A 24,498-nucleotide genomic window follows, 5' to 3' on the forward strand; every position below is an offset into this window, starting at 1 on the left:
AATGGCCGAGGAACTGGAAACCGAACGCTCCGACGTTCGCGAGGATGGGCGCCGACCGCCGCGCGCCGTCGTTGGCTCGCATCGCATTGAAGAGGAGATGTTCGGCAAGGCCTTCGACGGCAACATCATCAAGCGCATCTGGGCGTTCGTGCACCCATACCGCAGGCAGGTTCTGCTATCGGTCGCTGCCGTCCTGACGTTCACGGCCATGCAGCTGCTGATCCCGCTGATCATCCGCTACGCGATCGATCACGGGATGCAGCCGGGTGGAAGTCATCAGGCGCTGACCTTTGCGATGATCGCCTTTCTCGCCGCGATCCTCATCAACTACTGCGCCAGCTACTGGCAAGAGACGCTGGTGGGCAACGTCGCGGAAGAGGTGCTCTTCGACATCCGCAAGGCGATGTTTTCGCATCTCCAGCGGGTTTCGCTCTCCTTCATGGACAAGACCGAGGTCGGCCGTCTCATGTCGCGCCTGCAGGGCGACGTCAATTCGATGCAGGAGTTCCTGGAAACGTCGGTCCTGTCTGTCGGCGATATCACGCTTCTGTTCGGCATCGTCTTCGTCATGCTCTATCTCGACTTCAAGCTCGGTCTTCTGACGCTCTCGGTCCTGCCGATCCTGTTTGTCGTTCGCCTCTTCTGGCTGCCGCTGGCGCGCAAGTCCTTCATGGCAGCACATGAGACCAATTCCGTTGCCGCAGGGGCGCTCGCCGAGGCCATCCACGGCGTGCGCGCCGTCCAGAGCATGGATCGCCAGGGCGTCAATTTCACGCTCTATGACGACAAGGCCAGGGCAAACCTGAAGGCACACCTGACGGCAGCGCGCTATGCCCAGGTGATGGTGCCGATCGTGGATTCCCTGACCGGCGTTGCCATGGCGCTTGTCATTGTCGTTGGCGGTGCACGCGTTCTCAATCAGGCGCTCGATGTCGGCGTGCTCGTCGCTTTCCTGTTTTACATCCAGCGTTTTTTCGATCCGATTCGCTCGCTGACGCTGCAATATTCGGTGATGCAGCGCGCCATGGCCTCCGGACAACGACTGACCGAGGTTCTTGATGTTCCCGTCGAAATCAGGGACGCGCCTGACGCAAAGGAGCTTTCCGCCGATATGGATGGCTCCGTCGAGTTTCGCGATGTGGTGTTCGGCTATCATCCCAAGCACCCGGTCCTGAAGCATGTAAGCTTCAAGGTGAACCCTGGCGAAACCGTTGCGCTTGTCGGGCCAACCGGCTCCGGCAAGTCGAGCTGCATGTCGCTGATCCATCGCTTCTACGATGTTCAGCAGGGACAGGTTTTGGTCGGCGGGCATGATGTGCGCGACCTGACACAGGATTCGCTCGGCAACCAGATCGCCATGGTTCTCCAGGAGCCGTTCCTGTTTACGGGCACGGTGTTCGAGAACATTCGCTATCACAAGGTGGAAGCGACACGCGAACAGGTCATCGAGGCGGCCAAGGCGGTCGGCGCTCATGACTTCATCATGCGCCTGCCGCAGGGCTATGACAGCATGCTCGGCGAGCGCGGCGGCAATCTCTCGCTCGGCCAGCGCCAGCTTTTGAGCTTTGCCCGTGCGCTGGTCGCCGATGCTAAAATCCTGGTGCTGGACGAGGCAACCGCCAATATCGACAGCTATACCGAGATGCTGATCCAGAAGGCGCTCGTCAAGCTGCTCGAAAACCGAACAGGGCTGGTCATCGCACACCGCCTCGCCACGATCAGAGAGGCGGACCGCATCATCGTCCTGCAGAATGGCGAGCTGATCGAAAGCGGTAACCACCAGCAGCTGATGAAAAACCGCAAGCTCTATTCGCGGCTCTATAACCTGAACTACGCGTCCTTCGACGATATTCCGGATGCTGTGCTCGAAGAGACGACGGCGAACGGTTCAGCGACTTAAAATCTCGCCTTCCAAGCAAGTCACTATTCGAAGAGGAGGATCTTCCATGGATTACCGCAAGCTTGGCCATAGTGGAGCAATTGTAACCGCCTACTGCCTCGGCACCATGACGTTCGGTGCGGAGGCCGACGAAGCTTCCTCGCACAAACTGCTCGACGATTACTTCGCCTGGGGCGGAAACTTCATCGACACAGCCGACGTCTACAGTGCCGGCAAGTCGGAAGAGATCATCGGGCGATGGCTGAAGGCGCGCCCGAGCGAGGCAAAGCAAGCCGTGATCGCGACCAAGGGACGGTTTCCGATGGGGTCAGGTCCGAACGACATCGGCCTTTCGCGCCGCCACCTGAACCAGGCGCTCGACGCCTCTCTTTTGCGGCTCGGCGTCGAGCATATTGATCTCTATCAGATGCATGCATGGGACGCACTGACCCCGATCGAGGAGACGCTGCGCTTCCTCGACGACGCCGTCTCCGCCGGCAAGATCGGCTATTACGGCTTCTCCAACTATGTCGGTTGGCAGATCGCCAAGGCCGTCGAGATCGCCAAGGCCCGCGGTTACACTCGCCCGGTAACGCTACAACCGCAGTATAATCTGCTGGTGCGCGACATCGAGCTGGAAATCGTCGCGGCATGCCAGGATGCCGGCATGGGGCTACTGCCGTGGTCGCCGCTCGGCGGCGGCTGGCTGACGGGCAAGTACCGGCGCGACCAGATGCCGACGGGCGCTACCCGCTTGGGGGAGAACCCGAGCCGCGGCATGGAATCCTACGCCCAGCGGAATGCGCAGGAGAGGACATGGGCGATCATCGAAACGGTAGAGGCGATCGCCAAGGCCCGTGGTGTGAGCATGGCACAGGTCGCCCTTGCCTGGACGGCGACGCGACCGGCGGTAACATCCGTCATTCTCGGAGCGCGTACGAGCGAGCAGCTCGCAGACAATCTTGCTGCTGCAAAGCTGATCCTTTCCGAAGAGGAGATGACGAAGCTTAGCGATGTCAGCCAGCCGCATGTGGCCGACTATCCCTATGGGGCTGGCGGCACAAACCAGCGCCATCGCAAGATCGAAGGCGGGCGGTAGGATTGGTGTGCGGCCGGAATTTTCCGGCCGCCTTATTCTTCAGAGGCGCACGCCGCTCGCGTCGTCGAAGAGGTGCAGTTGCGATGGATCGACGGTCACGCCGACCGTTTCGCCTGCGCGTGCTGTTCCCCGGCCCGTCTCGACGATCGTCAGCTCAGGCGTTGTCGCCGCCGTGACGAAGGTGGATGAGCCGGTGGATTCCACCACGGCGACAGGCACATCGAAGGTGCCCTGCCCCGGTGCCGTTACGCCGATATGCTCCGGACGAATGCCGGCAGTCACCTTGCGGCCCGGCTGGATCTGATGGTCGATCGCGATCTTGTGCTTCACGCTGCCGAGATCGATGGTCAGGCTCCTGCCGTCTTCGCCTGCTACCGCCGGGATGAAGTTCATGGCCGGTGAGCCGATGAAACCTGCAACGAACTTGTTGGCAGGCTTGTCGTAGAGATCGAGAGGCTTGCCTTGCTGCTCGATCACGCCCTCGCGCATGACGACCACATGGTCGGCCATTGTCATGGCCTCGATCTGGTCGTGGGTGACATAGACCGAGGTGGCATGCAGACGGTCGTGCAGCGCCCGGATTTCCTTGCGCATGTGAACACGCAGTGCGGCATCGAGGTTGGAGAGGGGCTCATCGAACAGGAATGCTTTCGGATGGCGGATGATGGCGCGGCTCATTGCTACGCGCTGGCGCTGGCCGCCGGAAAGCTCGCGCGGGTAACGCTTCAGCAGATGCGACAAGCCAGTTGTAGCAGCGACCTCCTCCGCCGCCTTTTTGGCTTGCGCCTTGGCGACGCCGCGAATGCGCAGGCTGTAGGTCAGGTTCTCCTCCACGGTCATGTGCGGATAGAGCGCGTAGGACTGGAAGACCATGGCGACATCCCGCTTGCGCGGCGGCACGTTGTTCATCAACTCGCCGGCGATCTTCAACTCACCCTCAGAGATACTCTCAAGGCCTGCGAGCGAACGAAGCAGTGTGGACTTGCCGCAGCCGGACGGACCGACGAGTGCAACAAAGGTGCCCTTTGCGATCGACAGGTTGATGTTCTTCAGGGCATGGAACGCGCCGTAGTGCTTGTTGACGCCGCTGAGCTCGATCTGATTGGTCATTTGAGGGCTCCAGAGGTGAGGCCGGATACAATGCGGCGCTGCAAGAGAACGAAGATGGCGAGGATCGGCGTCACATACATCGTGGCGTAGGCCATGATGTTGTTCCACTCGTTGGTGTTCGGCCCCATGAAGGAGTTGAGACCGACACTCGCCGGCTGAAGCTCGGCAGCCTGGATCATCGACTTCGAGTAGACGAACTCACCGAAGGCCTGCATGAAGATGAGGATGGCGCTGACGAGGATGCCATTGCGGGCAAGCGGCAGCACGATACTGAAGAAGGCACCGACGCGGCTATTGCCATCGACGAGCGCGGCCTCCTCGAGTTCCATCGGCACCGCCATGAAGGTGGCGCGCACCAGGACGACGAAGAAGGGCATGCTCTTGGCGGCGATCGCGATGATGACGGCAAGGCGCGGATAGTCGAGCATGCCCAGTTGCGAGAAGCCGACGAAGATCGGGGTCACCATCAACGATGCCGGCAGGACCTGCAGCATGAGGATCATGAACAGACCGATATCGACCCAGACGTTGCGGTAGCGCGCCAGAACATAGGCGCAGCCGACGCCAAGAACGGTGATCAGGGTAACGGCGCCGACGGCGATGACCAGCGAGTTCCAGAGATACCGGCCCATGCCGCGGCTTTCCCAGACATAGCCGAAGGTTCCCCATTGCGGGTCGCCCGGCCAGAAGCTCGGGGGCGTTGCGAACATCTCGGACCCGCCCTTGAGGGCCGTGATGTACATCCAGTAGAGCGGGAACAGATAAATCGCCGCCATGAGGATGGCGATCACAAGCATAATTCGATTGCGTGTCGTATCGCTCATCCGCGCACCTCATGACGTGTGGAGCGGACATAGACGACCGAGGCGAACATGACGAAGATGATCATGATGACGGAAATGGTCGCGCCCTTGGCGAAATCATACTGGCGGAAGGACAGGTCCCAGGCCCAGTACTGCGTGACGTTGGACGAGTTGTTCGGGCCGCCCGAGGTGATGGCGGCAAAGAGATCGAACTGCTGCAGCGTGAAGATCAGTCCAAGTGCGATGATGGCGCCGATCGTGGAACGCATCATCGGCAGCGTGATCGTCCAGAAGCGTTGCCAGGCATTGGCACCGTCGAGTTCGGCGGCTTCATAGAGGTCACCGGGGATGCCGGACAGGCCGACCGACAGCAGGATCATGTTGAAGGCGGTTCCCAGCCAGACATTGGCGATGATGACCGCATAGAGCGAAAAATGCGGATCGGAGCGCCAGAAGATGTTGCTACTAATGACGCCGCTCTCCTTCAGGATGAAGTTGAGGACGCCGAAATCGCCCGAGAGAATCCAGTTCCAGATCGCTCCGACGACAAGGCCGGGCATGACCCAGGAGACGAGAAACAGGCCGCGCAGCCACGAGGCGCCGGGGAAATTGACCCAGAAGAACAGCGCCAGGCCAAATCCGATCAGAAACTGACCTGCGATCGAGCCGACGACGAAGATCACCGTATTGCCGAGGATCGGCCAGGTTTCCGGCTGGGCAAAGAGATCGGTATAGTTCTTGAAGCCGACGAAGGGGCGCGAGAAGGTTCCGAGGCTGAACATGTCAACCTCCTGGAAGCTCATCACCACATTGTAGATGAGCGGCAGTCCCGCCATCAGGAACAGGAAGGCCAGCGGAAAGGCGACCAGGGTGATGTCGAAGCCGCGGCCGTCTCTGACGCTTGAAAGAATCCGTTTCATCGATCCTCCAATACTCCGAACGGGGCTGCCTGAAGCTTGCGCTGCAAGACAGCCCCTGCCGGGAGGAAATGGTAGGGATGGCCCGAAAGCCATCCGGTTATGCAGAGTGGATTAACCGAGCACGGCCTTGATCTTGTCGGCAGCCTGATCGAGCGCGTCCTTCGGGCTCATCTGGCCGGTCAGGGCAGCCTGGATCGCGTCCTGGATCGCCTTGGAGATCTTCGGCCATTGCGGATTCGGGCCGCGAGGCTTGGCGTACTTCAGCTGTTCGATGAAGACCTTCAGCGCCTCGTCCTTGAGCTTTTCGCCGGTTTCCGGGATGGTGATGTCGGAACGGGCCGGGAGCTGGCCGTAGTTCTTGAACATCTTGTCGTCCTTCGAGGCAAAGAACTCCAGTGCCTTGAAGGCTTCGGCCGGATGCTTCGTGCTGGAGAAAATGGCCCAGTTGAAGTCGCCCATTGCCGAGGAACGCTCAGCGCCTTCCTTCGGAACCGGAAGCAGGGCAACGCCCCAGTCGAACTTCGCCTCCTTGGTCATGCGGTCGAGTTCCCAAGGACCGGAGATCGCCATCGCGGCATTGCCGGAGTTGAAGGTGCCGGTCGAATCCCACTGGCCGCGCGTCAAGGTGTCCGGAGAAGCAAGCTTCTCGTCCATGATCGTCTTCCAGGTTTCAAGCGCCTTGACCGCGCCTTCGGCATTGATGTTCTGATAACCGCCGCCCGCCATCTGGGCCCAGGGAAGGAACTGGAAGGTGCCTTCCTCGTTTGCCTTGGCCGAGAAGGCGAGACCATAGACGTTCTTTGCGGGGTCGGTCAGCTTGCGGGCATCCTCGACAAGCTCGTCCCAGGTCTGCGGCGGCTTGTTCGGGTCGAGGCCCTTCGCCTTGAACATGTCCTTGTTGTAGTAGAGCGCGATCGTGTTGGTCGCCTTCGGCACGCCGTAGTACTTGCCGTCCCATTCGACGGACTTCAGCGGACCTGGGAAGTAGTTTTCCGGCTTGATGACCGACGATCCCTTGATCATGTCGGTAATGTCGAGGAAGGCCCCGCGCGAAGAGAACATCGCGTGCTCGGGGTTGTCGACGGCGATGATGTCAGGGGCCTGGCCGGTGGCATAGGCGCGCATGGCCTCGGTGACGACATCATCGAACTGGATCAGACGATATTCGATCTTGATGCCATTGTTCTGGGCGTTGAATTCCTTGACGAGGTTCGGCGCCGGCTGGATGTCCTTGTCCAGCGACCAGAGGGTCAAGGTGACGTCTTCGGCCTTGGCGGCCAGGCCGAAGAGAGAAACGCCTGCGAGCGCCAAGGCGCCGATCATTGCAAACTTGCGGATACCCATAGTTCTCCTCCTTTGTGGTTATCCTGTCGGAAGCCGGCGATTCCTCCTCGCCGGCCGCGATGTCATCAAACCGGATCGACGACGAAATCGGCGCCCCGGGCATGCTTGAGATGGTTGAGCGCATAGACCTGACCGGTCATTTCCAGCGCGTCGCGATAAACCGGGTCGTGCCAGCCTTCGATATCGATCGAACCGGACCAGCCGGCAAGCCGCAATTCGGAAATGATGTCCGTCCAGTTGCTGTCGCCGAAGCCTGGCGTACGCATGAAGACGAATTTCTCCTTGCCGAAAATGCCATGCTCCTTGATGACGTCCCAGCGGATCGTCGCGTCCTTGCCGTGCACGTGGAAGATCTTCTTGGCCCACTTGCGGATCTGCGGCAGCGGCTCGATCAGATAGACCATCTGATGGCAGGGCTCCCACTCAAGACCGATATGATCGTCCGGCGTTTCGTTGAAGATCAGTTCCCAGGCATCCGGGTTGTGCGCGATGTTCCAGTCGCCGGTCGCCCAGTTGCCGTCCATGGCGCAGTTTTCGAACGCGATCTTGACGCCCTTGTCGGCGGCGCGCTTTGAAAGCTCGCTCCAGATTTCCTTATAGCGCGGCAGGCTGTCGGTCAGCGGCTTGTTGCGGATTCGACCGGTAAAGCCGGCAACGCAGGTTGCGCCGAAGTGGTGCGCATTGTCGATGCAATCCTTCCAGCCCTGCAGCGTCTGCAGGTCGATGTCGGTCGTTTCCAGCGGATTGCCGAACATGCCGAGCGTCGAGATCGTGATGTCACGGTCACCGATGGCGTCGCGCGAGCGTTTGCCGAGTTCGGCCAGATCCTGGCCGTTGGTCGTCTGCCAGAAGAAGGGTTCGAAGCTTTCAAAGCCCATATCGGCAATCTGGCCGATGCGCTTGTCGGCGCCGCCCTTGGAGGCGCTGACCATGGTGCCGATACGAATGGACTTGGCGGGGTTGCTCACAATCGCTTTTCCTTATGCTGAAATTTCGATGCGCTTGCCGGTCTTGGCGCTTTCGATCGCACCGAAGACCATGGCGAGGCTTCTGATATTGTCGGAGCTTGCGGTTTCGGGCCGCTTGCCTGTCTTGATCGCCTCGACGAAGCTTGCAATGACGCTGGCATGGCCGTGCGTTTCTTCTTCGTGCGCGGGCTCGGGAACGTTTACGGGCGTAAAGCCGTGCAGGAGGCCGGGATCCTTGCCGGCGACAGCTGCATTGAATGTATCGCCGCCATCCCAGGTCAGCATGCCCTTCGAGCCGACGAGACGCCATTCGCTTTCCCAGCTCGTGCGCTCACCTTCAGCGCACCAGGAGCCGCGATAGGTGAAGACGACGTCGTCGGAAAATTCGAAGGTGGCATTGGCGGATGCGCCGTGCTTGTACCAGGATCCGGTCGGATTGCGTTCGACGCAATAGACGGCAAGCGGCTTCTTGTCAGCGACATAGCGTGCCGCGTCGAAGGTATGGATAGCCATGTCGAGCAGAAGCACATTGTCCATCTCCTCGCGAAAACCGCCGAAATGCGGGCCGAGGAAGAAGTCGCAATGGATGGCGGTCAGGTCACCGATCGCCCCGCTCTCGACGAAGCGGCGCATGCGGCGGACACCGGAGATGAAGCGGCGGTTCTGGATGATGGCGTGGATCTTGCCGGTCTCGGCGGCGAGATCGATCAGCGCGGCTCCTTCTGCAAGCGAGGTCGCCATCGGCTTTTCGCTGAGAACATGGCAACCTCCCTTCAGCGCCGTCGAGACGATATTGAAACGGGCTGTCGGTATGACGACGTCGAATACGATGTCGGCCTTGGTCCTGGCGATGACGTCGGCAAGATCGCTGCCGATGACAGCGCCCTCAAGACCGAACTCGGTGGCAAGTGCTTCAGCGGCTGCCGGATTGACATCGACGAGGCCCTTGACCTCGATCGCGGCTGCAAGAGCCGGGGTTTCCTTGATGGCGCGCAACCAGCCTTTGGACATGGCTCCGCACCCGCATAGAACGGCATTCAAAATCACGATTTCCTCCGGTGGATCGTTTCCGGTTTTCCTCCCGAAACGCATCCCGTAAACGTTTACGATACTAAGCGGAAACGTTTCTTGGTGTCAATAGTGGTTCAAACAGTGCGAAATGCTGCGGAAAACACCTGCAAACCTAGGGCTTTAGATTAATACGTGCTGCACCGCAGCACGGAAAAAATCTGACTGATTTCGCCGCGGTAAATGGCTTCGGACCTGCGCGTGTCCGGCCCGCCCGTTCCCGATGCGAGCGACAGAGAGGACATCGCTATGCCGAGTGCCGACAACCACGATCAGCGCAAGGCCCAAGACCAAGAGGCAGAGCGCAAGCATCACGCTGAAGAGAAGTCAGCAGATGACAAGCGGGCGGTTAAGGAGCCTGAGAGCGATAGCCGCGAGCGTCAGGCAGGCAAAATAATTGGCAACGGGTAGGCGCTCGTAAGCGCGGCCTGAGCTCACCATCGATTGATATCGCGCTCTCTGTCTTCAACCGCGTATCGCATCGCCTGCTCTCTACTGCACCCCAGCCTTTGCATGTGGTGGTCGAGGAGCGACTGCCGCTGCCCTTCTGCCATGACCGCAAAGACCGCTCTGAAGCGCCTCTCGCTCTCTGACAGGCCATCCAATTGTATCGTAGCAAGGCGCACCCTCTGGAGCAGCGGCGCAAGCAAACAAAAGGCGAAGAAGCCGATGCCTACGCCAACAACAGCAGCCATCACGTATTGCATTGCGACCCTCCAGAAACCGAGGAGAGTATCGGCAAAGTCTAATTCTGCGACAAGCTGCAACGTCGAAGAGGCTTACCGTCGCCCTAATGGCGAAGTTCGAATCGAGCGGATACACCCACGGGGTGGAGGACCTTATCAGCCCTCTTTCAGTAACTCGGGATGGATGGGAACTCGACGTTCACGGGATCGCAAGACCCATGTGCACCACCTTTGTGTACCAAGAGGGATGGCGCAAAGTGCAGCAAGATCAGATAGTTCAACCATTTCAAGGAGAAGGAATGGTGGGCGATGAGAGACTCGAACTCCCGACATCCTCGGTGTAAACGAGGCGCTCTACCAACTGAGCTAATCGCCCTCGCGAAATCGGTCCCGTTTGGTCCGCCGCGTCGGTGGCCGTGATTTATGCGGATCGTGGGGAAACCGCAAGAGCGTTTGTGAAGATTTTTTTTATTTTTTCGGAAGCGCTTTGCAGGGCTCGAACCACTAGGGGCCAACCAAGCCGATGCGCGGTGGCAAATGTCTGCCACTGCGCACTACATGTCACTATTTCTTGTCCAGCGCCATCTGCAGGATCTTACGAACCACATCCTGCGTCTCCAGGTCGACCTGCTCGGCAAGGTCGCTTATGTCGCGGGCGCCCGGGTTCCGCTGCTTGTCACGCATCTTCCGGAACAGCTCCTGTTTCACGTGAGGCTCGACATCACCATAGTACTTCGACGTCGTCCTCACCTGCTTCTGACCGAGGTTCTGGCTGAGCGCCTTCATATCCCGCAAAGAAGCGGCCCATTCATCACAGGGCTTAGCGACTGTGGAGCGGATCGCATGTGGCGTGAAGTAGGGAGCACCTGCGGCAGCGGCCGCCTTCCGTAGGACCTGGCGCACGGGAGCAGCCGTGGTCAGGAATTCAAGCTCGATGCTGTGCCGGCCGATCCACGGCTTGAATGGTGTCGTAGGAAAGAGAGGGGCATCTCCTCCGGCGCGCATTGCCTTCAACTCGGGTGATCCAGTCGATTACAATACCTTCGACGCCGTCTCCTATCGGAAAGCAGTCGACGATGCTCGTCTTGCTGAACTTCGTCTTCACCTCACGCGCGTTCAGGCGGAGCGAGATACCGCCTGCACTGGAAAGCGATGAGCAGGGCCTTCCGACCACGCTGGAGACTATGCCTCCAGCGAAAAGGCGTCGCTCTCGCCCGCGACGAGCTCAAGGGGCCAGATCGTGTTGCGGGCACCCCTGGGATAATGCTCGGCGTAAGCCGGCATCGTCGCGAGCAAGGTCTCGGCGAGCTCGACGCCGAGATCGCGCAGTGACATACGGAAGCAGGTTAGCGATGGCTGCAGAAATTTTCCGCGAGGTTCCTCACGAAAGCCGATAACGGCCAGATCTCGACCAGGAACGATGCCCGCCTCGTTCATGCGCCGATAGAGACCAATCGCCATCAACTCGTAGATCAGAATGATGGCCGTCGGCTTGCTGTCGAGCCGTAGCATCTCATGACCGGCCTGATAGCCGCCCTGCTCGCTCGATTTGACGCGGATCACCAGCGACGGATCATAGGCTATGCCGTGGCGCTCCAGTGATTGGCGATAGGCATCGACGAAAATATAGCCGAGGTTGATGTCATTGGATGGCGCCGCGATCGCGATACGGCGATGTCCCTTCGACACGAGACGATCGACAGCGCAGGCTGCAACGCCCTCGAAGTCCAGATCGATCCAGGGGTGGCTTCCGCCGGAGGTGCTGCGGCCAAGCGCGACAAAGGGGATCTTGGCCTTCACCAGAAGATCGATGCGCTTGTCGACCCGCTGCGTCGCCGAGATGATCATCGCATCGACGATGCGTCGCGCGACCATGCGCTTGAGGTATTCATGCGGATCCTCGTCGTTTGGGCACGGCAACATCAACAGATCAAGTTTGTGACGGGACAGCACACTCTGCAGGCCACCAGTAACGCCGAGGAAGAAGTTGTCGCTGTTTTCGACCGTTTCCTTGCTGGACTCGATCATCAGGCCGATGACATTGGTCGTGCCCTGGCGGAGGCTCCGGCCGGACTGGTTTGCCACATATCCCAGCTCCTCGGCCGCCGCGAGCACGCGCTTGCGGGTTTCCTCGTTGACGTCAGGCCTGTCGTTCAGCGCACGCGAAACCGTCCCGATCGAAATGTCGAGATGCTTGGCGAGTTGGCGAATTCCCTTCATTTGCGGCAATCTTCCTCCCGGATTGAACGCGTCAGGTCCTTATCTGCCATACAAAAACGTTTCCGGAAAGCGCGATTGCAACCCGCAGCCGTAGCGTCAATTCTTGCTCAGGCAGCGGTCGATAGCGTTACTATCGCTGCCAAAGCGCCGGCAGCGGCTCCGACGGATTTCGCCAAGGCGTCGGGCATTCGCGCATGTCGTGACGGCGACAGCAGTTGAAGTAATTCCGAAAGGCCGGCGCCGATAGTGCAACTGATCGCAATCAGCATCGGAGACTGCGAATAGCCAAGCACAAAGAAGAAGGCCATCGCCGCGAAAGCAAGGCTTCTGTCAAGATTGACGTGAGTGATCGTCCGCGGACGCAGCCGTATGGGAGCGACCGTCACGAAGAGGATGAAGACAAGCAGTAGCCATGCGATTGCTTGGGCAACGACGACGAAGGTCAGCCCGCTGGCAATTTGGTCGGACACGTCGGACATCCTGTCGTCGCCGGTTTGCAAGAAAGTGCAAATTACAACTATGCGAAGAAAGCGAAAGCCTCAAGAATACCGTGCATCTGCAAAACCCTCGGCATCTCTTGAAGAGCACCGTCCTTTTGTGAAAGGCAGTCATCACACCCATCGCCTTCAGCGAGGTGTCATACAGATGACTGCACGCTCGTTCTCGGGCCAATAGACGTCCGTGATCTATAGAGGAATTGCTCCGAATCGGAGAGTGCAGGAAAGCAGCGGGCGAAACCGACGCATCGCGTTCGCACCTTGCAAACACTTGCAAACGATGGCGAGCTAGTAGGCGTTGCGGCGGCCGATCACGGTGCCCATCGTCATGAAGACTATTTTCAAATCGAGCCACAGTGACCAGTTATTGATGTACCAGATGTCGTGACGAACGCGGTCAGCCATGCGATCCACGGTCGGAGTTTCGCCTCGGCACCCGTTGATCTGGGCCCAGCCTGTCAGGCCCGGCTTGACGTGGCGGCGGGATGCGTATTGGGCAATAAGCGCTCCGTAGAGATCATCGTGCGCCAACGCATGCGGACGCGGGCCAACCACCGACATGTCACCTTGTAGGACGTTCCAGAATTGAGGGAGTTCATCCAGGCTCGTTGATCGAATGAAGCCGCCAACGCGGGTCACGCGAGGATCATTGCGTGTCGCCTGGCGCACGTCAGCGGCATTTTCCATGACGGTCATGCTGCGAAACTTGAGGATGCGAAACGTCCGGCCATTGTATCCCTTTCGGGACTGCACGAAGAAAATCGGTCCCGGACTGTCGAGCTTGATGGCGACGGCAACCGCAGCGCAGATCGGGAACATGACCACCAGCGCCGCGATCGAGAAGGCGATATCGAACGCTCTCTTCAGCCCGCGTTCGTAAAGCTCGAGCGGTGGGCGGTGGGTCTGAAATACGCGCCGTTCTCCGACAGTCTGCGCGAAGCCCTCGACGACGTCACCGACCACTCCGCCGAACATGACGTTTACCGGCACACAGAACTGGCGCAGGGTGTTCAGACACTCCTCGAGTGCCCGCAAATTGCCGTAGTCGCTCCAGGCAACCAAGACCTCGTCGACTTCGCCTATGCCGCTCTTCACATAAGCGTCGCTCGTGGAAGCCAGCGAATGATCACCCTCGGAAATTCGCATCGTATGCTCTACGGAGAGACCGCTGAGGGCGGCACGTTGAACGACCGGTTCCGTCGACATCGTGCCTGGGCAAACAAGCAGGACACGGCGGGTGCGGAACGCGGCACGCGCGATCGCCCTGCTAAGGTGGCGATACCAGAGCAAGCGCAAAGCCACCAGTCCGCTCAAAGAGAGGGCCGCACTTGTGACGATTGAACCCAGCGATATCGCCATGTCGATCTTGAGGAACAGGATGACCGCGAGAAGGAAGAATAGGGCGGCGGGGAGAAACGCGACGATCAGTAACAACTGGCGACGGAAGGAGAACATCTCGCTCGATCGATAGGCGTGGACGCTGAACATCGCCAGTACGAAAACCGTTGCCACAAGCAAACCGATCCCGATGTAGCGCAACGGGTCAGCCAGGGTGCCGTAGGTCATCTGCTCATAGAACAAATGCCCTGCGGCGCTTGCCGCAAGGAGGACGACAAAATCGAACGCTGCTGCGATGCAGGTAATCGCTATGCTGTGGAGGCCGAACCATTTCCGGTCGCTCTTGACGGAAAGATGCGGGCCCCAGTTCTGTTCGACTGGAATGGTCATGAAGCACACCCTCAACCCTGCCGTATAGTTAGCATGGGTTAAACGTGTCCAACAATTATCCTCAGATACGCCTTATTGCGTAACGTTGAGACAATTCTTGAATATATAACGAAGCACGGAAAGTATATTTTCGTAATGCGCAGCACAGATTGTATTTTTCGAATGGGTTTCTATTAATTTGTATTTGTGACAGGCGGCTAATCCAGATCTGTTGTTTTCAATCGGCTCACTTTCGCCTGTGGTTATGTGAGATCGGCTTTAGGTGCGCCTAATTCGTCGCCGACCTACGCCATGTTTGCGAGCGGAAGCCAAGTCTTTAGTGCCGGGATCGCCGCCCAACCTGAGAATATTGAGTCTGCCGGGCAAACCGCCGGCCTCGCCTATCGCGGCACGTCCAGCTTGTTGACGGCGAACTGATAGTTGCTACCGGTGCCTGCGCGGGTGACCACCAGCTTGCGTGTCCTTGTTGTGATACGCGCAAAATTCCCGTCCGTCGTAATTGACCGTGCGATCGAAATCTTGGCGGAGTCTATTCCCGGGAACTTTTCCGGGCATGCCTTGCCACCGATGCCATACATGCGCGTGCCGCCTTTTTCGTAGCGCTGCAAAATGGGCCGGCCGCCCGGGTCGGCAAGAACTTTGCAGCCTGGCGCATTTGGTACCGGGATCATCCGGTACCAGGGGCTGTCGCCGAAAGCGCTGAGCACGGATAATGACAGCAGGGCGGAGGCGACAAGAGATAGTCTCAGCATGGCCCGGCTCCTTCGTTGCCAACCCTGCAAAGGTATATTAGCAAACACTGATCGACAAGATTCATCCGGGTTTCGGAAGAGATCTTGGGGCTTGCAGGTGTCCCTACCCCTTTACGGCGCCGGCGGTCATTGAGCCGGAAATCTGCCTGTACATGACGAGACCGAGCACCGCAGGCGGCAGCGCGCCGAGCATCATGACGGCCGATGCAGTGCCCCACTGCACACCGCCTCCGCTGGCGGCAAAGAAGAAGGAGGCGCCGACGGTCATCGGAACGGCCTGGCTGGTCGTCAGCATGAGGCCAAACAGGAACTCGTTCCAGGCGGTGATGAAGCCGAAGATGAAGGTGGTCACCAATGCGGGCCTGACAACAGGCCGGATGATCATCAGCATCACTTGCCAGGAGCTTGCCCCATCCACCTTCGCTGCCTCGTCAAGTTCCAGGGGTACGTCGGAAATGGCGTTGACCATGATGACCAGCGCAAGTGGCGTGTTGACAATCGTCAAGATCAGGCCCAGCCCGAGCCGAGTGTCGAGAAGACCAAGCCATTGATACATCATATAGAGCGGGATGGCGAAGATGATCAGTGGCACGGCCCGCAGGTTGATGATGACAGGCAACAAGGTGCGCTTGCCCGCCTCGCTTCGCGCAATGGCATAGGCCGCCGGGAAGGCCAGAAGGATCGCGAGGCTCGTTCCGATGAGCGAGGCAATCGTACTGTTGAAGAGATACGAATAAATATTGAACCGATCCGTGTGTGTCAGAACCCGAAGGTAGTTCTCAAGTGTCGGCTGGCTTATCCAGAGACCGGGATTGATTGACAGTTCACTCGCGCTCTTCAACGAGGTGACGAGTGTAACGATGACCGGAAAGTTCATTGCGAGCGTAGCAATCGCAAAGACGAGCCAACGAGCAGTGTTCAGCATCGCTACGTCCTCCTGCGGCTGGCAAGCCAGTTCAGACCATAGAGCACCGCAAGCGATGCGACGAACAGCATGACGGATGCCGCAACCGCCTTGCCGATGGCGCCCTCCTTGAAAAAGGCCTGGTAGATGTAGATCGAAAGCGATGTCGTTGATCCCCCGGCACCACTGCCGGTCAGCGCATAAACGTTGTCGAATACGCGAAAGCCATCGATGAAGCGGATGAAGAAGGCGATGACGAGTGTGGGAAGCATCAGCGGCAGTTCGATCCACCACAGGATCTTGAACCACGGGGCGCCGTCGAGCTCGGCCGCTTCCCGCACATCGAGCGGTATCGCAACGTAGGCCATATAAAAGAGCAGAAAGGCAAACGGCGTCCACTGCAGCGTTTCGACGACGATCAGCGTGCGAAAGGCATTGTTGATGTCGAGGAAGGCCGGGCTGTCACCGAACCACAGGAAAAGATAATAGGGCACCGGCCCGGCAAACTCGTGCAGCACAAGCCGATACATCAGGCCGATCATGGCGGGAGCCACCATCAATGGCAGCATCAACGGCGCCATCAGAAACGATCGCTTCGCAAGCAGTGGCGCAAGGAAGATCGCAAGGAACAGGCCGATCAGGCATTCGGCAAGCGCGGTCAGGATGCCGAAGCGCATCGAGAAGGATACAGCCTGCCAGAACTCTCGGTCGACCAGCACAGATGCGTAGTTGCTAAGCCCGCTGAGGCTCGGACTGCGCAGGTTCTCGAAGCTCACGGTAGAGACCGAGTAGATGAGGTTGACGAGAGCAGGAAAGCCCAGAAAGAGAAGCAGGAATGCCACAAGCGGTGCGAGATAAGCTCTGCCTTCGGCACGTTTTACAATAGCCATTATGGTCCGCCGGGTGTGCCGGCGCCAGGCGAAACCTGACGCCGGGTTCGTCCTACTTCTTCAGGAGATCCTGCATGCCCGTCTTCACGTGGGCAAGCGCGTCGTCGAGGCCCTGTTGGCCCGCCCAGTAGCCCGTGAATTCCTTTGCCTGAAGTTCATAGACCGACAAGGCATTGGCGGAGGTGGCGCCGTTCATCACATAGCCATACTTGCTCGCGAACTCGCCGAGTTTGACGAGATCAGGACGCTCGCTGGCGACCTTGGCGACGACTTCAGGCGAAAGGGCCGGAGAACCACCGCTTTTGGCATAGAGAAGTGCGGCATCCTCGCTTGCCAGCCATTTCAGGAACTTGGTCGCACCTTCCTTGTTCTTGGCATTCTTGTTTAGGCCAAGCCCGAGGCCGTGGATGTGATCCGCACGGCCGTCGGGGCCAGCGGGCGGCGCGACGATGCCGGTCACTCCGGCAACGGCCGGCGACTTTTCAGCGTTGGTCAGATCGGCCGCTGCGGCATTCCATTGCAGCGCAGTTGCAGCCTGGCCCGAGCCATAGGCGGCATTGGTCTCGGCGTACTCGTAGCTCAGCGAATCCTTCGGGGAAGCGCCTGCATCATAGAGCTTCTTGTAGAGCTCGAGGCCGGTTTTGTACGCATCGGAATCGATCGTGATCTTGCCGTCCTTGTCCATCCAGTTGCCGCCGTAGGAGCGTGGCAGGGATTGGAAGACCATCATGTTGAAAAGCAGGTTCTTCATCTGCAGGACAGTGCCGTAGCGCACGGGACTTGCCGAATTCGCCTGCTTGCTGAAATAGAGCGCAGTTGCTGCCCAATCGTCCCAGGTCCAGCTGTCGGGATCCTTCGGCTGGAGTTCCTTGCCGAGGTACTTCTCAGCGATTTCCCCATAGGCCTTCTTGGCCGCGTCGTCCTTCATCAGGGCGTCGATGAGATCCTTGCGGTAGTACATGAAGTGCAGGGAGAGGTCTGTCGGCACGCCATACTGCTTGCCATCGAACTGCATCGTCTTGAGGACAGATTCACCAAACACCTTTCCGGCGTCCGAACCCAGTTCGACAGGCTCCATGTAAGGCGCGTAACGGCCGATCGAATAAGTGGCAACCAGATTGACGTCGAAAGCATCCGAGCCGGCGGCCATGTCGGCCTGCAACTTGTCGAAGAAGCCATCGCGGTTGAAGAACAGCAACTGCACCTTGTCGGCGTCGCTGATGCCGGCTTTAGCATTGTAGGCTTCGACCGTAGCTCTGAGCGCGGTTTCCTCCGAGCCGCCTGGCCAGCCGAGCACCGTTACAGTCGCGTTTGCCATGCCCGGCAGTGCGACGCTCGCAAGGAGCGCAGCCAGTGCCGGAAGAGACCTGGTTATGGATTTCATCGTCGTTCCCTTTCTTATATTAGGTTTCATGCCATTCGCTCGCCGCTACTTGCCCTCACCAGCAAGATCAGCAGCGCCAATGATACCGGCGCGGCGGCCGAGTTTTGCAGCCACCAGACGCGGAGTGAAGCGAGGCGACATGCCAGACAGCTGGCTGCGCATCAGATCGAGATAGCCTTCCGCCAGGCCGATGCCGCCGCCGATCACGATCACATCCGGATCGAACATCAGCTGGATATCCCGGCAGAGCGTCGCGGCGCGATTGGCCGAAAGGGACATGATATCGGCTGCCCAAGTTTCACCGTTGCGCGCACGCTCAAAAACCTCGACGGCGTCGATCGGGTGGCCGGCCTTCCGGGCCTCGCTCGCGATCCATCTGCCGGACGTCTGATCTTCGAAGGGAGCCTGTCCCTGCGATGGCGACCGGATCAGGCCAAAGTGGCCGGCAAGCCCTGACAGCGGCTTGCCGTTGATGACAACCCCTCCTCCGATACCGGTCGAGATCGTCAGAAAGACCAGATCATCACCGGACCCCGCCCCGAACCTGTACTCGCCCCAGGCTGCGGCCTGTGCATCGTTGACGGCAAAAGCTGGCTTGCCAAACAGTGCAGCGACGCGATCGACAAGAGGGTAGCGATCGGGAATGGCAAGCGTTGCCGGATTGAGCGCCGACCAGTGGCCGCCTTCGATGAAGCCGGTCACTGCAATCCCGATCCGTTCGTATCGGCCCCGCCAATTTGCGGTACTCTCGGCCACTTTTAACAGCCAGGCGTCCGGTCCGGCATCGCGGGCGGTCGGAACGACGATCTCTTCCAGAACGGTACTGCCTTTGACGAGTGCTGCCATCGTCTTGGTGCCGCCAATGTCGATGGAGAGGACGGTTTCGCGGTTTGCGCTATTATAGGCCTTGGCGATCGCCTCATTGAACCATGAGGTCACATGCTCGGTGCGGGTAATGGCAGAACCAACGACGACCGCAAACGCCCCCGCTTGCGCGGCAGCCAGAGCCTGCTCCGGCGAACGGATGCGACCTTCGGCGATGACATAGGGCGTGAGCTGTCGCATCGCCGCGATGAGCTCAATGTCCGGGTCCACGGGTTCCGGTCCGCCAACATAGCCTGAGAGTGTCGTGCCAACGAAATCGACGCCTGCGGCAAGGGCCCGCTTGGCGTCGTCGAGACAGGAGCAGTCCGCCATCGTCAGCTTGCCCCTCGCCTTGATGACGCGGACCAGTTCCTCCACCGAAGCCGGGCGAGGCCGATCCGTCGCGTCGAAGGCGATGACGTCGGCACCAGCATCGGCAAGCGCCTCGGCGTCGGAGACGAAAGGTGTAATGCGGACCGGACTGTCTGGAAGATCCCTCTTGACGATGCCGACAATCGGAGCGGAAACGACGGGACGAACAGCTTTCACATAGGCAACCGACTCGATCCTCAATGCCTTGGCACCGGCGTTCAGTGCCGCTTTCGCAAAGCCAGCGACGAAATCGGCACGATCCATCGGCCCGCCGGGAACCGGCTGGCAGGATACGATAAGGCTATTCCTGATGTCTTCCCGTTGCACTCGTGACACTCCATTTCGGTATCACGATAAAAGGAAAATACCAGATTACAACCAGTTTGTATCTGGTCTTATCGCTGAAGCTCGACGACGAAGTCGTAGACGTCACCTTTGTAGCGTGTCTCGCAGTATTCCACGATCTGCTCGTCAGGCAGGAAGCACCGTCTTTCGGTCATCAAGAGTGGTGCACCCACCTCGCAATGAAGATGGCGCGCATCTTCGCTGGTTGCTGCTCTCGAACGCATGCGCTGGATTGCCCGTTGCGGCATGAAACCAAGCGCCTCGAGCGCTTCGTATAGTGAATCCCGGACCAGATCGGGCGAGGGAAGAAAGCGCGTCGGCACGGTTGACGTTTCGACCGCGATCGGTGCGCCATCCGCTGTGCGGACGCGTTTCATGCGGATCACATTTGCATTGGCTGACAGCCCGAGCGCCATCATCTCCGTTGGCGAAGGTCGGCTTATGTGTTTGGAAATCCACACACATCCCGCCACCATGCCGCGAGCGCGAATGTCTTCCGAAAAACTCGTCAAGGTCGACATCGACTTCTCGACGCGCGATCCGACCTCCGTCTTGAAGCCGTGGCGGCGATTGAGAAGACCCTCTTCCTCAAGCAATGCCAAGGCTTTGCGAACCGTCACACGTGAGAGTGAGAGGCTCTCGGCAAGAACCCGCTCTCCCGGCAGAACGGCGCCGGCCTTCACGGCATTGGAACGAATGGCAGCCTCAATGGCCGATTTGAGCCGCTTGTAAAGTGGCACATCGGCCGCCGTCAGGCTCAGTTCCTTGGCTACAAGTTCGATCAAGCTGATACCTGGCATGCCTGTCCCCGTAACAGATCGATTGCCAAAAGATTCTTGGAAATCGCCATCTGGAGCTATACTGGTATTATGCCGATCATGCAATTGCTCTCGAATTGCCTTGATCGCGCGGCTATGATCTATGCCGTCAGGCGGCGGGCAGAGAGCACCTGTCGGCGCTCCCACCATACAAGCATGAGGCTGGAGGCGACGATCAGGACTGCGCCTGCCACGACATTGACGGTCGGGACTTCCGACCAGATCAGATAACCGTAGAGAAAAGCCCAGACGAGGCCGCTATATTCCATCGGCGCAAGCGTTGATGCCGGGGCATGGCGGAAGCCCTCATAGAGCAGATACTGGCCGGCTGCAGCGACAATGCCGAGACCGATCATCAATGCCCAACCGAAAAGATCCGGCGTCTTCCACAGCCATGGCAGCATCGCGCCGCAGGCGACAACGAACAGGAAGCTTGTTGCCATCATCTGGTTCAGCGTGCTTTCGGTGCGGCTGACAAGACGAACGAGGACGGTGCTCCACGCCCAGCAGAAGCCTGCGAAGATAACCATCCCCGCCGGCACGAGACTTGGCGCTTCTGCCGGATTGGCGGCAAGCAGCACGCCGGCGAACCCGCCGATGCACGCGAGCCAGCGCATTGGCCCGACGTTTTCCTTGAGAATGAGGATCGACAGCACCACGACCATGATGGGTGCTGAGAAATACATCGTCGTGATCTCGGCGAGACCGAGATGGCGTGCAGCCGTATAATAGGCCATCCATGCCGAAAGCATGAGCCCCGCCCGCAACAGCAGCGATTTCCGGTGCGGGCTCTTGAGTATTGACGGATGGCGCAGCCGGCGGACCATGATGCCGGCGATAACAACAATCATGATGCTGCGCATGAAGAGGATCTGCGGAACAGCGTAGTCCGCCACGAGCCACTTCACGACTGCGTCCTGGATGGCAAAAAGTGAATAACCCGAACATGCGAGCGCAATTCCGACGAGCGGGCTCGGGGCGTGGTCAGGGGATCGTTGGAGCATTGGCCTGCGGCGGGAGTTACGTTTTGTGCGTGACGCCTATCAAGAAGCTCGCCTCGTGACAATCGCAAGAAATCGTAATGCAAAGCTGCGTCGGCCGATGCGGTCGTGGCCCTTCCTGGATACACAACGCGCTGCCTGATGTGGGAAGAACGTCGCATCGGGCCTTGCCTCGCGGGCGCAACTGCGGTGTATCATGCGCCGTCTGACGCAAGGCAGAAGGGTGCGTGTGATGAATGAAGGCAAGTCGGCGCTGTACTTGGCGGCGTCGTGGGCATTATGGCCCGCACTTTTTGCGGCTGGATTGATCGGGGCGGGTTGGGCTTTTCACACAGAGGCACCGCTGTTGTGGTTCAACGTCGTCTATCTGACGATCGTGGCCGCGATCGCAGGGTTCGAGCGGTTGATGCCTTATGAACAGGAATGGCTGAAGCATGATGGCGAAACATTCAACGACATCGCACATACGCTCCTGACAAAGGGGGGCGTGCAGCTTGCCGCGGCAATCGGGGCGTCCGCCCCGATGGCGATTGCCACCGTGGTACAGCCGGCTGTCACATCGGCAACGTCTATATGGCCGGATCACTGGCCTGTCTTCTTTCAAGCTGTATTGGGGTTGATCATCGCTGAGTTCGGTCTCTACGTTGCGCATCGTGCCGCGCACGAGTTTCTTTCGCTGTGGCGGTTTCATGCCCTGCATCACAGCGTCGAGCGCCTGTGGGTCGTCAACACCGGCCGCTTTCACGTTGTCGATTCGCTCTTCAAGATCGCGCTTAGCCAGATCCCACTCTATCTCTTGGGCGCGCCCTTGCCGGTCTTTCTCTGGACCAGTGCCGTCACGGCCTTCATCGGTCTTCTCACCCACTGCAACATCGATGTCAGGACAGGTCCGCTCGACTGGATTTTCAGTACACCCCGATTGCACAGATGGCATCATTCCAAGGTTTTGGCCGAGGGCAACACCAACTATGGCGAAAACCTTGTACTGTGGGATCAGATATTCGGCACTTATTTCAATCCCGCGCGCAGGCCGCCCGCCGAGATCGGAATCAGCGGAAGGGTTGCCGAGGGCTTTCTGGCGCAGCTTCTGCAACCCTTCTCGGCGAAAGGGTTCAGGCAGATCCTGGGGACGAAGCCGCCATCGCTCAAAGGGCCGTCGGTCGGCGCGTCTCGACGGGCGCGTTACGAACCCCAGGGCAACCCCGAACTGGAGTAGAGTTGCCATTCTGCGCGGACCTGTCAGGTGGCAACGATCGGCCGTACAGGGCTCAATGCGGCTTTAAGGGCTGCCCGATGGCTCCGATTGCGAACCGATCGAATGGCCTCTCCCGTAGCGACGCCCGCCCTGAATAACAGTCGACGCACCAAACCGCTGCGCGCATTAAAATCGCGCAGTCGACTGGTCGTCTGTACCGCAAAAAGGAATGGACTTCCTTCGGTGTCTCCGCCGATATGCATTGCTTGAGCGCGGGGCTCATACTCGACGGTTAGACCCTGCATGCGTACGCGCCGCATGTAGTCGACTTCTTCGCTGTAGAGGAAAAAACGTTCGTCCCAGTCGCCGACTATTTGTCGTGCTTTCGAGGAAACCATTAAAATGGCACCGGTTGCCCAGTCGACCTGCCTGGGAGCCTCATAGCTTTCAGGATCTGCAATTACTTCTCCAATCCCGAGTCTGCCTGATATCCGGCCTCCGAGTAGTGCCTCGCTCCAGGCCGATTTGATCGAGGGTTCACGTCGCAAGGAGAGGGAAAGGCTGCCGTCCTGATTCAAAATCCGTGAAACGACGACGCCAACTTTCGGATCTTGGAGCCGCTTCGACATGATGGCCGCTGCCCCTTGCGCGAGCTGCAGGTCAGGGTTGAGGATGAGAATATCCCAGTCGGGCGGCACAATTGCTGCGCCAGCATTGATGCCGGCAGAATAGCCACCATTCCTGCCGGTTTCGACCACACGAGGACTGATCGGATGCGCCTTCGCTATAGCAACGGAATCGTCCTTCGAATTGTTATCTACAACAATAACTTCGAACCTCGAAATTCCTGTCAGGCCAGCGTTTAGTGACGACAGCAGATTGGGAAGAACGAGCGAACTGTTGTAGCTCACAACGATCACCGCAAGCGGCGGCTGTGAAGCGCAGTCCGTTTCGGGCACGGCGCAACTCCCAGCGTGACTGTTCCGTACCGATGCGTCCATACTCATTTCTCCTGCTTTAACAGATGGATTGGCGGCGATCGTCATGCCGTGGTGCGTGGCTCCGGCGGGTCAAGATCAGCCCCGCATCCGGTCGAGAAGGCACCCAAATGAACGCAAATAGGCCAAAGCGAGAAAATCGCTTGCTATCAAACCTGCATGACGGCATGGACGTCCCGTTCGCGTATCGTTGATATGTCCGACCTGCGGCATTGCCGCATATCGTGCCTGGACGAGAACATTTTCTTCTTGTTCGATCAATCTACAGTACATCGATTGAAGTAAGCCGGAATTCCATTCTTATACTATGATATGCTGCAAACCTGCGACATGGAGTGGAAATCACTTGGCCCGTTATTGTGTGGCAGCCAGTTAGACATGCCGTTCATGCCGGCGTTCCCAAATGAGAAACACAGGCATCGCCGCTTTATCTTAACTAGACGTGGAACTGCTTCGGCGCGGGGCGCTTGCGCCGGCTCCGTTGGCGTCTTGAAGTCGCTTCGAGATCGTGTCCACTGCAGTGGTGTAACTGGACGGCTCTGGTCCCATGCTCTCCGGCGTGAGCCGGACTGATCAACGTGCCACTGCCGGCAAGCTGATCAGAGGATCATCGCTCATCTGGCCGATGGTTTCTAGGGTCATGTAACGAGCCC

22 protein-coding genes and 1 tRNA gene are annotated in these 24,498 nt (G+C 59.0%); 3 read left to right on the forward strand and 20 right to left on the reverse strand.

Annotation, left to right across the window (positions count from 1 at the left end):
• The first annotated feature begins 1 nt into the window (after nucleotide 1).
• Together AC1DPR_RS19700 and AC1DPR_RS19705 are read left to right on the forward strand one after the other, a co-directional pair.
• Nucleotides 2-1,900 (forward strand): ABC transporter ATP-binding protein, encoded by a 1,899-nt coding sequence (locus AC1DPR_RS19700; protein ID WP_025658236.1) that lies wholly within the window; start codon nucleotides 2-4, stop codon nucleotides 1,898-1,900.
• 46 nt (nucleotides 1,901-1,946) lie between these two features.
• Nucleotides 1,947-2,978 (forward strand): aldo/keto reductase, encoded by a 1,032-nt coding sequence (locus AC1DPR_RS19705; RefSeq protein ID WP_477816958.1) that lies wholly within the window; start codon nucleotides 1,947-1,949, stop codon nucleotides 2,976-2,978.
• Between the two features lie 39 nt (nucleotides 2,979-3,017).
• Here AC1DPR_RS19705 and AC1DPR_RS19710 read toward each other — a convergent pair whose 3' ends face one another.
• The 19 genes from AC1DPR_RS19710 to AC1DPR_RS19800 all read right to left on the reverse strand — a co-directional run bounded on the left by AC1DPR_RS19710 (nucleotide 3,018) and on the right by AC1DPR_RS19800 (nucleotide 21,655).
• Nucleotides 3,018-4,088 (reverse strand): ABC transporter ATP-binding protein, encoded by a 1,071-nt coding sequence (locus tag AC1DPR_RS19710; protein WP_192240006.1) that lies wholly within the window; start codon nucleotides 4,086-4,088, stop codon nucleotides 3,018-3,020.
• Nucleotides 4,085-4,912 carry a carbohydrate ABC transporter permease gene (locus AC1DPR_RS19715; RefSeq protein WP_113161420.1) on the reverse strand — a complete coding sequence of 276 codons (828 nt, stop codon included), beginning with the start codon at nucleotides 4,910-4,912 and terminating at the stop codon, nucleotides 4,085-4,087. Before AC1DPR_RS19715 ends, AC1DPR_RS19710 begins: the two co-directional genes overlap by 4 nt.
• Complete coding sequence (locus AC1DPR_RS19720; protein WP_477816959.1) at nucleotides 4,909-5,811, reverse strand: carbohydrate ABC transporter permease; 903 nt, start codon at nucleotides 5,809-5,811, stop codon at nucleotides 4,909-4,911. Before AC1DPR_RS19720 ends, AC1DPR_RS19715 begins: the two co-directional genes overlap by 4 nt.
• A gap of 111 nt (nucleotides 5,812-5,922) precedes the next feature.
• Nucleotides 5,923-7,155: an ABC transporter substrate-binding protein gene (locus AC1DPR_RS19725; protein WP_018856680.1), complete on the reverse strand. Its 1,233-nt coding sequence runs from the start codon at nucleotides 7,153-7,155 to the stop codon at nucleotides 5,923-5,925.
• 65 nt (nucleotides 7,156-7,220) lie between these two features.
• Entirely contained in the window at nucleotides 7,221-8,123 is a 903-nt protein-coding gene (locus AC1DPR_RS19730) for a sugar phosphate isomerase/epimerase family protein (protein WP_025658231.1), read from the reverse strand.
• Nucleotides 8,124-8,135: 12 nt separating this feature from the next.
• Complete coding sequence (locus AC1DPR_RS19735; RefSeq protein ID WP_477816960.1) at nucleotides 8,136-9,215, reverse strand: Gfo/Idh/MocA family protein; 1,080 nt, start codon at nucleotides 9,213-9,215, stop codon at nucleotides 8,136-8,138.
• A 410-nt stretch (nucleotides 9,216-9,625) separates the two neighbouring features.
• Nucleotides 9,626-9,898 carry a hypothetical protein gene (locus AC1DPR_RS19740; RefSeq protein WP_192305695.1) on the reverse strand — a complete coding sequence of 91 codons (273 nt, stop codon included), beginning with the start codon at nucleotides 9,896-9,898 and terminating at the stop codon, nucleotides 9,626-9,628.
• Nucleotides 9,899-10,177: 279 nt separating this feature from the next.
• Nucleotides 10,178-10,253, reverse strand: a tRNA-Val gene (locus tag AC1DPR_RS19745).
• A gap of 188 nt (nucleotides 10,254-10,441) precedes the next feature.
• Nucleotides 10,442-10,891 (reverse strand): hypothetical protein, encoded by a 450-nt coding sequence (locus AC1DPR_RS19750; protein ID WP_477816961.1) that lies wholly within the window; start codon nucleotides 10,889-10,891, stop codon nucleotides 10,442-10,444.
• Nucleotides 10,892-11,059: 168 nt separating this feature from the next.
• On the reverse strand, nucleotides 11,060-12,097 hold the full coding sequence (locus tag AC1DPR_RS19755) for a LacI family DNA-binding transcriptional regulator (RefSeq protein ID WP_192305691.1): 1,038 nt from the start codon (nucleotides 12,095-12,097) through the stop codon (nucleotides 11,060-11,062).
• A gap of 107 nt (nucleotides 12,098-12,204) precedes the next feature.
• Nucleotides 12,205-12,576 carry a VanZ family protein gene (locus AC1DPR_RS19760; protein WP_477816962.1) on the reverse strand — a complete coding sequence of 124 codons (372 nt, stop codon included), beginning with the start codon at nucleotides 12,574-12,576 and terminating at the stop codon, nucleotides 12,205-12,207.
• Between the two features lie 306 nt (nucleotides 12,577-12,882).
• Nucleotides 12,883-14,322, reverse strand: a complete 1,440-nt coding sequence (locus AC1DPR_RS19765; protein ID WP_477816963.1) for an undecaprenyl-phosphate glucose phosphotransferase — start codon at nucleotides 14,320-14,322, stop codon at nucleotides 12,883-12,885.
• 380 nt (nucleotides 14,323-14,702) lie between these two features.
• Complete coding sequence (locus AC1DPR_RS19770) at nucleotides 14,703-15,074, reverse strand: hypothetical protein (RefSeq protein WP_062368407.1); 372 nt, start codon at nucleotides 15,072-15,074, stop codon at nucleotides 14,703-14,705.
• A 103-nt stretch (nucleotides 15,075-15,177) separates the two neighbouring features.
• Nucleotides 15,178-15,999 (reverse strand): carbohydrate ABC transporter permease, encoded by an 822-nt coding sequence (locus AC1DPR_RS19775; protein WP_025658223.1) that lies wholly within the window; start codon nucleotides 15,997-15,999, stop codon nucleotides 15,178-15,180.
• 2 nt (nucleotides 16,000-16,001) lie between these two features.
• Nucleotides 16,002-16,868: a carbohydrate ABC transporter permease gene (locus tag AC1DPR_RS19780; protein WP_477816964.1), complete on the reverse strand. Its 867-nt coding sequence runs from the start codon at nucleotides 16,866-16,868 to the stop codon at nucleotides 16,002-16,004.
• A gap of 52 nt (nucleotides 16,869-16,920) precedes the next feature.
• On the reverse strand, nucleotides 16,921-18,252 hold the full coding sequence (locus tag AC1DPR_RS19785) for an extracellular solute-binding protein (RefSeq protein ID WP_477816965.1): 1,332 nt from the start codon (nucleotides 18,250-18,252) through the stop codon (nucleotides 16,921-16,923).
• Nucleotides 18,253-18,297: 45 nt separating this feature from the next.
• Complete coding sequence (locus AC1DPR_RS19790) at nucleotides 18,298-19,815, reverse strand: putative N-acetylmannosamine-6-phosphate 2-epimerase (RefSeq protein ID WP_477816966.1); 1,518 nt, start codon at nucleotides 19,813-19,815, stop codon at nucleotides 18,298-18,300.
• Between the two features lie 68 nt (nucleotides 19,816-19,883).
• The gene (locus tag AC1DPR_RS19795) at nucleotides 19,884-20,633 is read right to left on the reverse strand and encodes a GntR family transcriptional regulator (RefSeq protein ID WP_477816967.1); all 750 of its coding nucleotides are present in this window, start codon (nucleotides 20,631-20,633) and stop codon (nucleotides 19,884-19,886) included.
• Between the two features lie 119 nt (nucleotides 20,634-20,752).
• Entirely contained in the window at nucleotides 20,753-21,655 is a 903-nt protein-coding gene (locus tag AC1DPR_RS19800; RefSeq protein ID WP_113469903.1) for a DMT family transporter, read from the reverse strand.
• Between the two features lie 229 nt (nucleotides 21,656-21,884).
• Between AC1DPR_RS19800 and olsE the strand changes: the two genes are divergently transcribed.
• Nucleotides 21,885-22,868, forward strand: a complete 984-nt coding sequence (gene olsE, locus AC1DPR_RS19805; protein ID WP_477816968.1) for an ornithine lipid hydroxylase OlsE — start codon at nucleotides 21,885-21,887, stop codon at nucleotides 22,866-22,868.
• Between the two features lie 23 nt (nucleotides 22,869-22,891).
• On the opposite strand, the gene AC1DPR_RS19810 is transcribed toward olsE, so the two are convergent.
• Nucleotides 22,892-23,893, reverse strand: a complete 1,002-nt coding sequence (locus tag AC1DPR_RS19810) for a glycosyltransferase (protein WP_477816969.1) — start codon at nucleotides 23,891-23,893, stop codon at nucleotides 22,892-22,894.
• Between the last annotated feature and the right edge of the window lie 605 nt (nucleotides 23,894-24,498).

Source organism: Rhizobium sp. 01T417, from assembly GCF_056398905.1.

Coding starts and splice junctions, on each gene's coding strand:
- AC1DPR_RS19700 (WP_025658236.1), top strand. CDS start 2: ATGGCCGAGGAACTGGAAACCGAACGCTCCGACGTTCGCGAGGATGGG.
- AC1DPR_RS19705 (WP_477816958.1), top strand. CDS start 1,947: ATGGATTACCGCAAGCTTGGCCATAGTGGAGCAATTGTAACCGCCTAC.
- AC1DPR_RS19710 (WP_192240006.1), bottom strand. CDS start 4,088: ATGACCAATCAGATCGAGCTCAGCGGCGTCAACAAGCACTACGGCGCG.
- AC1DPR_RS19715 (WP_113161420.1), bottom strand. CDS start 4,912: ATGAGCGATACGACACGCAATCGAATTATGCTTGTGATCGCCATCCTC.
- AC1DPR_RS19720 (WP_477816959.1), bottom strand. CDS start 5,811: ATGAAACGGATTCTTTCAAGCGTCAGAGACGGCCGCGGCTTCGACATC.
- AC1DPR_RS19725 (WP_018856680.1), bottom strand. CDS start 7,155: ATGGGTATCCGCAAGTTTGCAATGATCGGCGCCTTGGCGCTCGCAGGC.
- AC1DPR_RS19735 (WP_477816960.1), bottom strand. CDS start 9,215: ATGCGTTTCGGGAGGAAAACCGGAAACGATCCACCGGAGGAAATCGTG.
- AC1DPR_RS19740 (WP_192305695.1), bottom strand. CDS start 9,898: ATGCAATACGTGATGGCTGCTGTTGTTGGCGTAGGCATCGGCTTCTTC.
- AC1DPR_RS19755 (WP_192305691.1), bottom strand. CDS start 12,097: ATGAAGGGAATTCGCCAACTCGCCAAGCATCTCGACATTTCGATCGGG.
- AC1DPR_RS19760 (WP_477816962.1), bottom strand. CDS start 12,576: ATGTCCGACGTGTCCGACCAAATTGCCAGCGGGCTGACCTTCGTCGTC.
- AC1DPR_RS19765 (WP_477816963.1), bottom strand. CDS start 14,322: ATGACCATTCCAGTCGAACAGAACTGGGGCCCGCATCTTTCCGTCAAG.
- AC1DPR_RS19770 (WP_062368407.1), bottom strand. CDS start 15,074: ATGCTGAGACTATCTCTTGTCGCCTCCGCCCTGCTGTCATTATCCGTG.
- AC1DPR_RS19775 (WP_025658223.1), bottom strand. CDS start 15,999: ATGCTGAACACTGCTCGTTGGCTCGTCTTTGCGATTGCTACGCTCGCA.
- AC1DPR_RS19780 (WP_477816964.1), bottom strand. CDS start 16,868: ATGGCTATTGTAAAACGTGCCGAAGGCAGAGCTTATCTCGCACCGCTT.
- AC1DPR_RS19785 (WP_477816965.1), bottom strand. CDS start 18,252: ATGAAATCCATAACCAGGTCTCTTCCGGCACTGGCTGCGCTCCTTGCG.
- AC1DPR_RS19795 (WP_477816967.1), bottom strand. CDS start 20,633: ATGCCAGGTATCAGCTTGATCGAACTTGTAGCCAAGGAACTGAGCCTG.
- AC1DPR_RS19800 (WP_113469903.1), bottom strand. CDS start 21,655: ATGCTCCAACGATCCCCTGACCACGCCCCGAGCCCGCTCGTCGGAATT.
- olsE (WP_477816968.1), top strand. CDS start 21,885: ATGAATGAAGGCAAGTCGGCGCTGTACTTGGCGGCGTCGTGGGCATTA.
- AC1DPR_RS19810 (WP_477816969.1), bottom strand. CDS start 23,893: ATGACGATCGCCGCCAATCCATCTGTTAAAGCAGGAGAAATGAGTATG.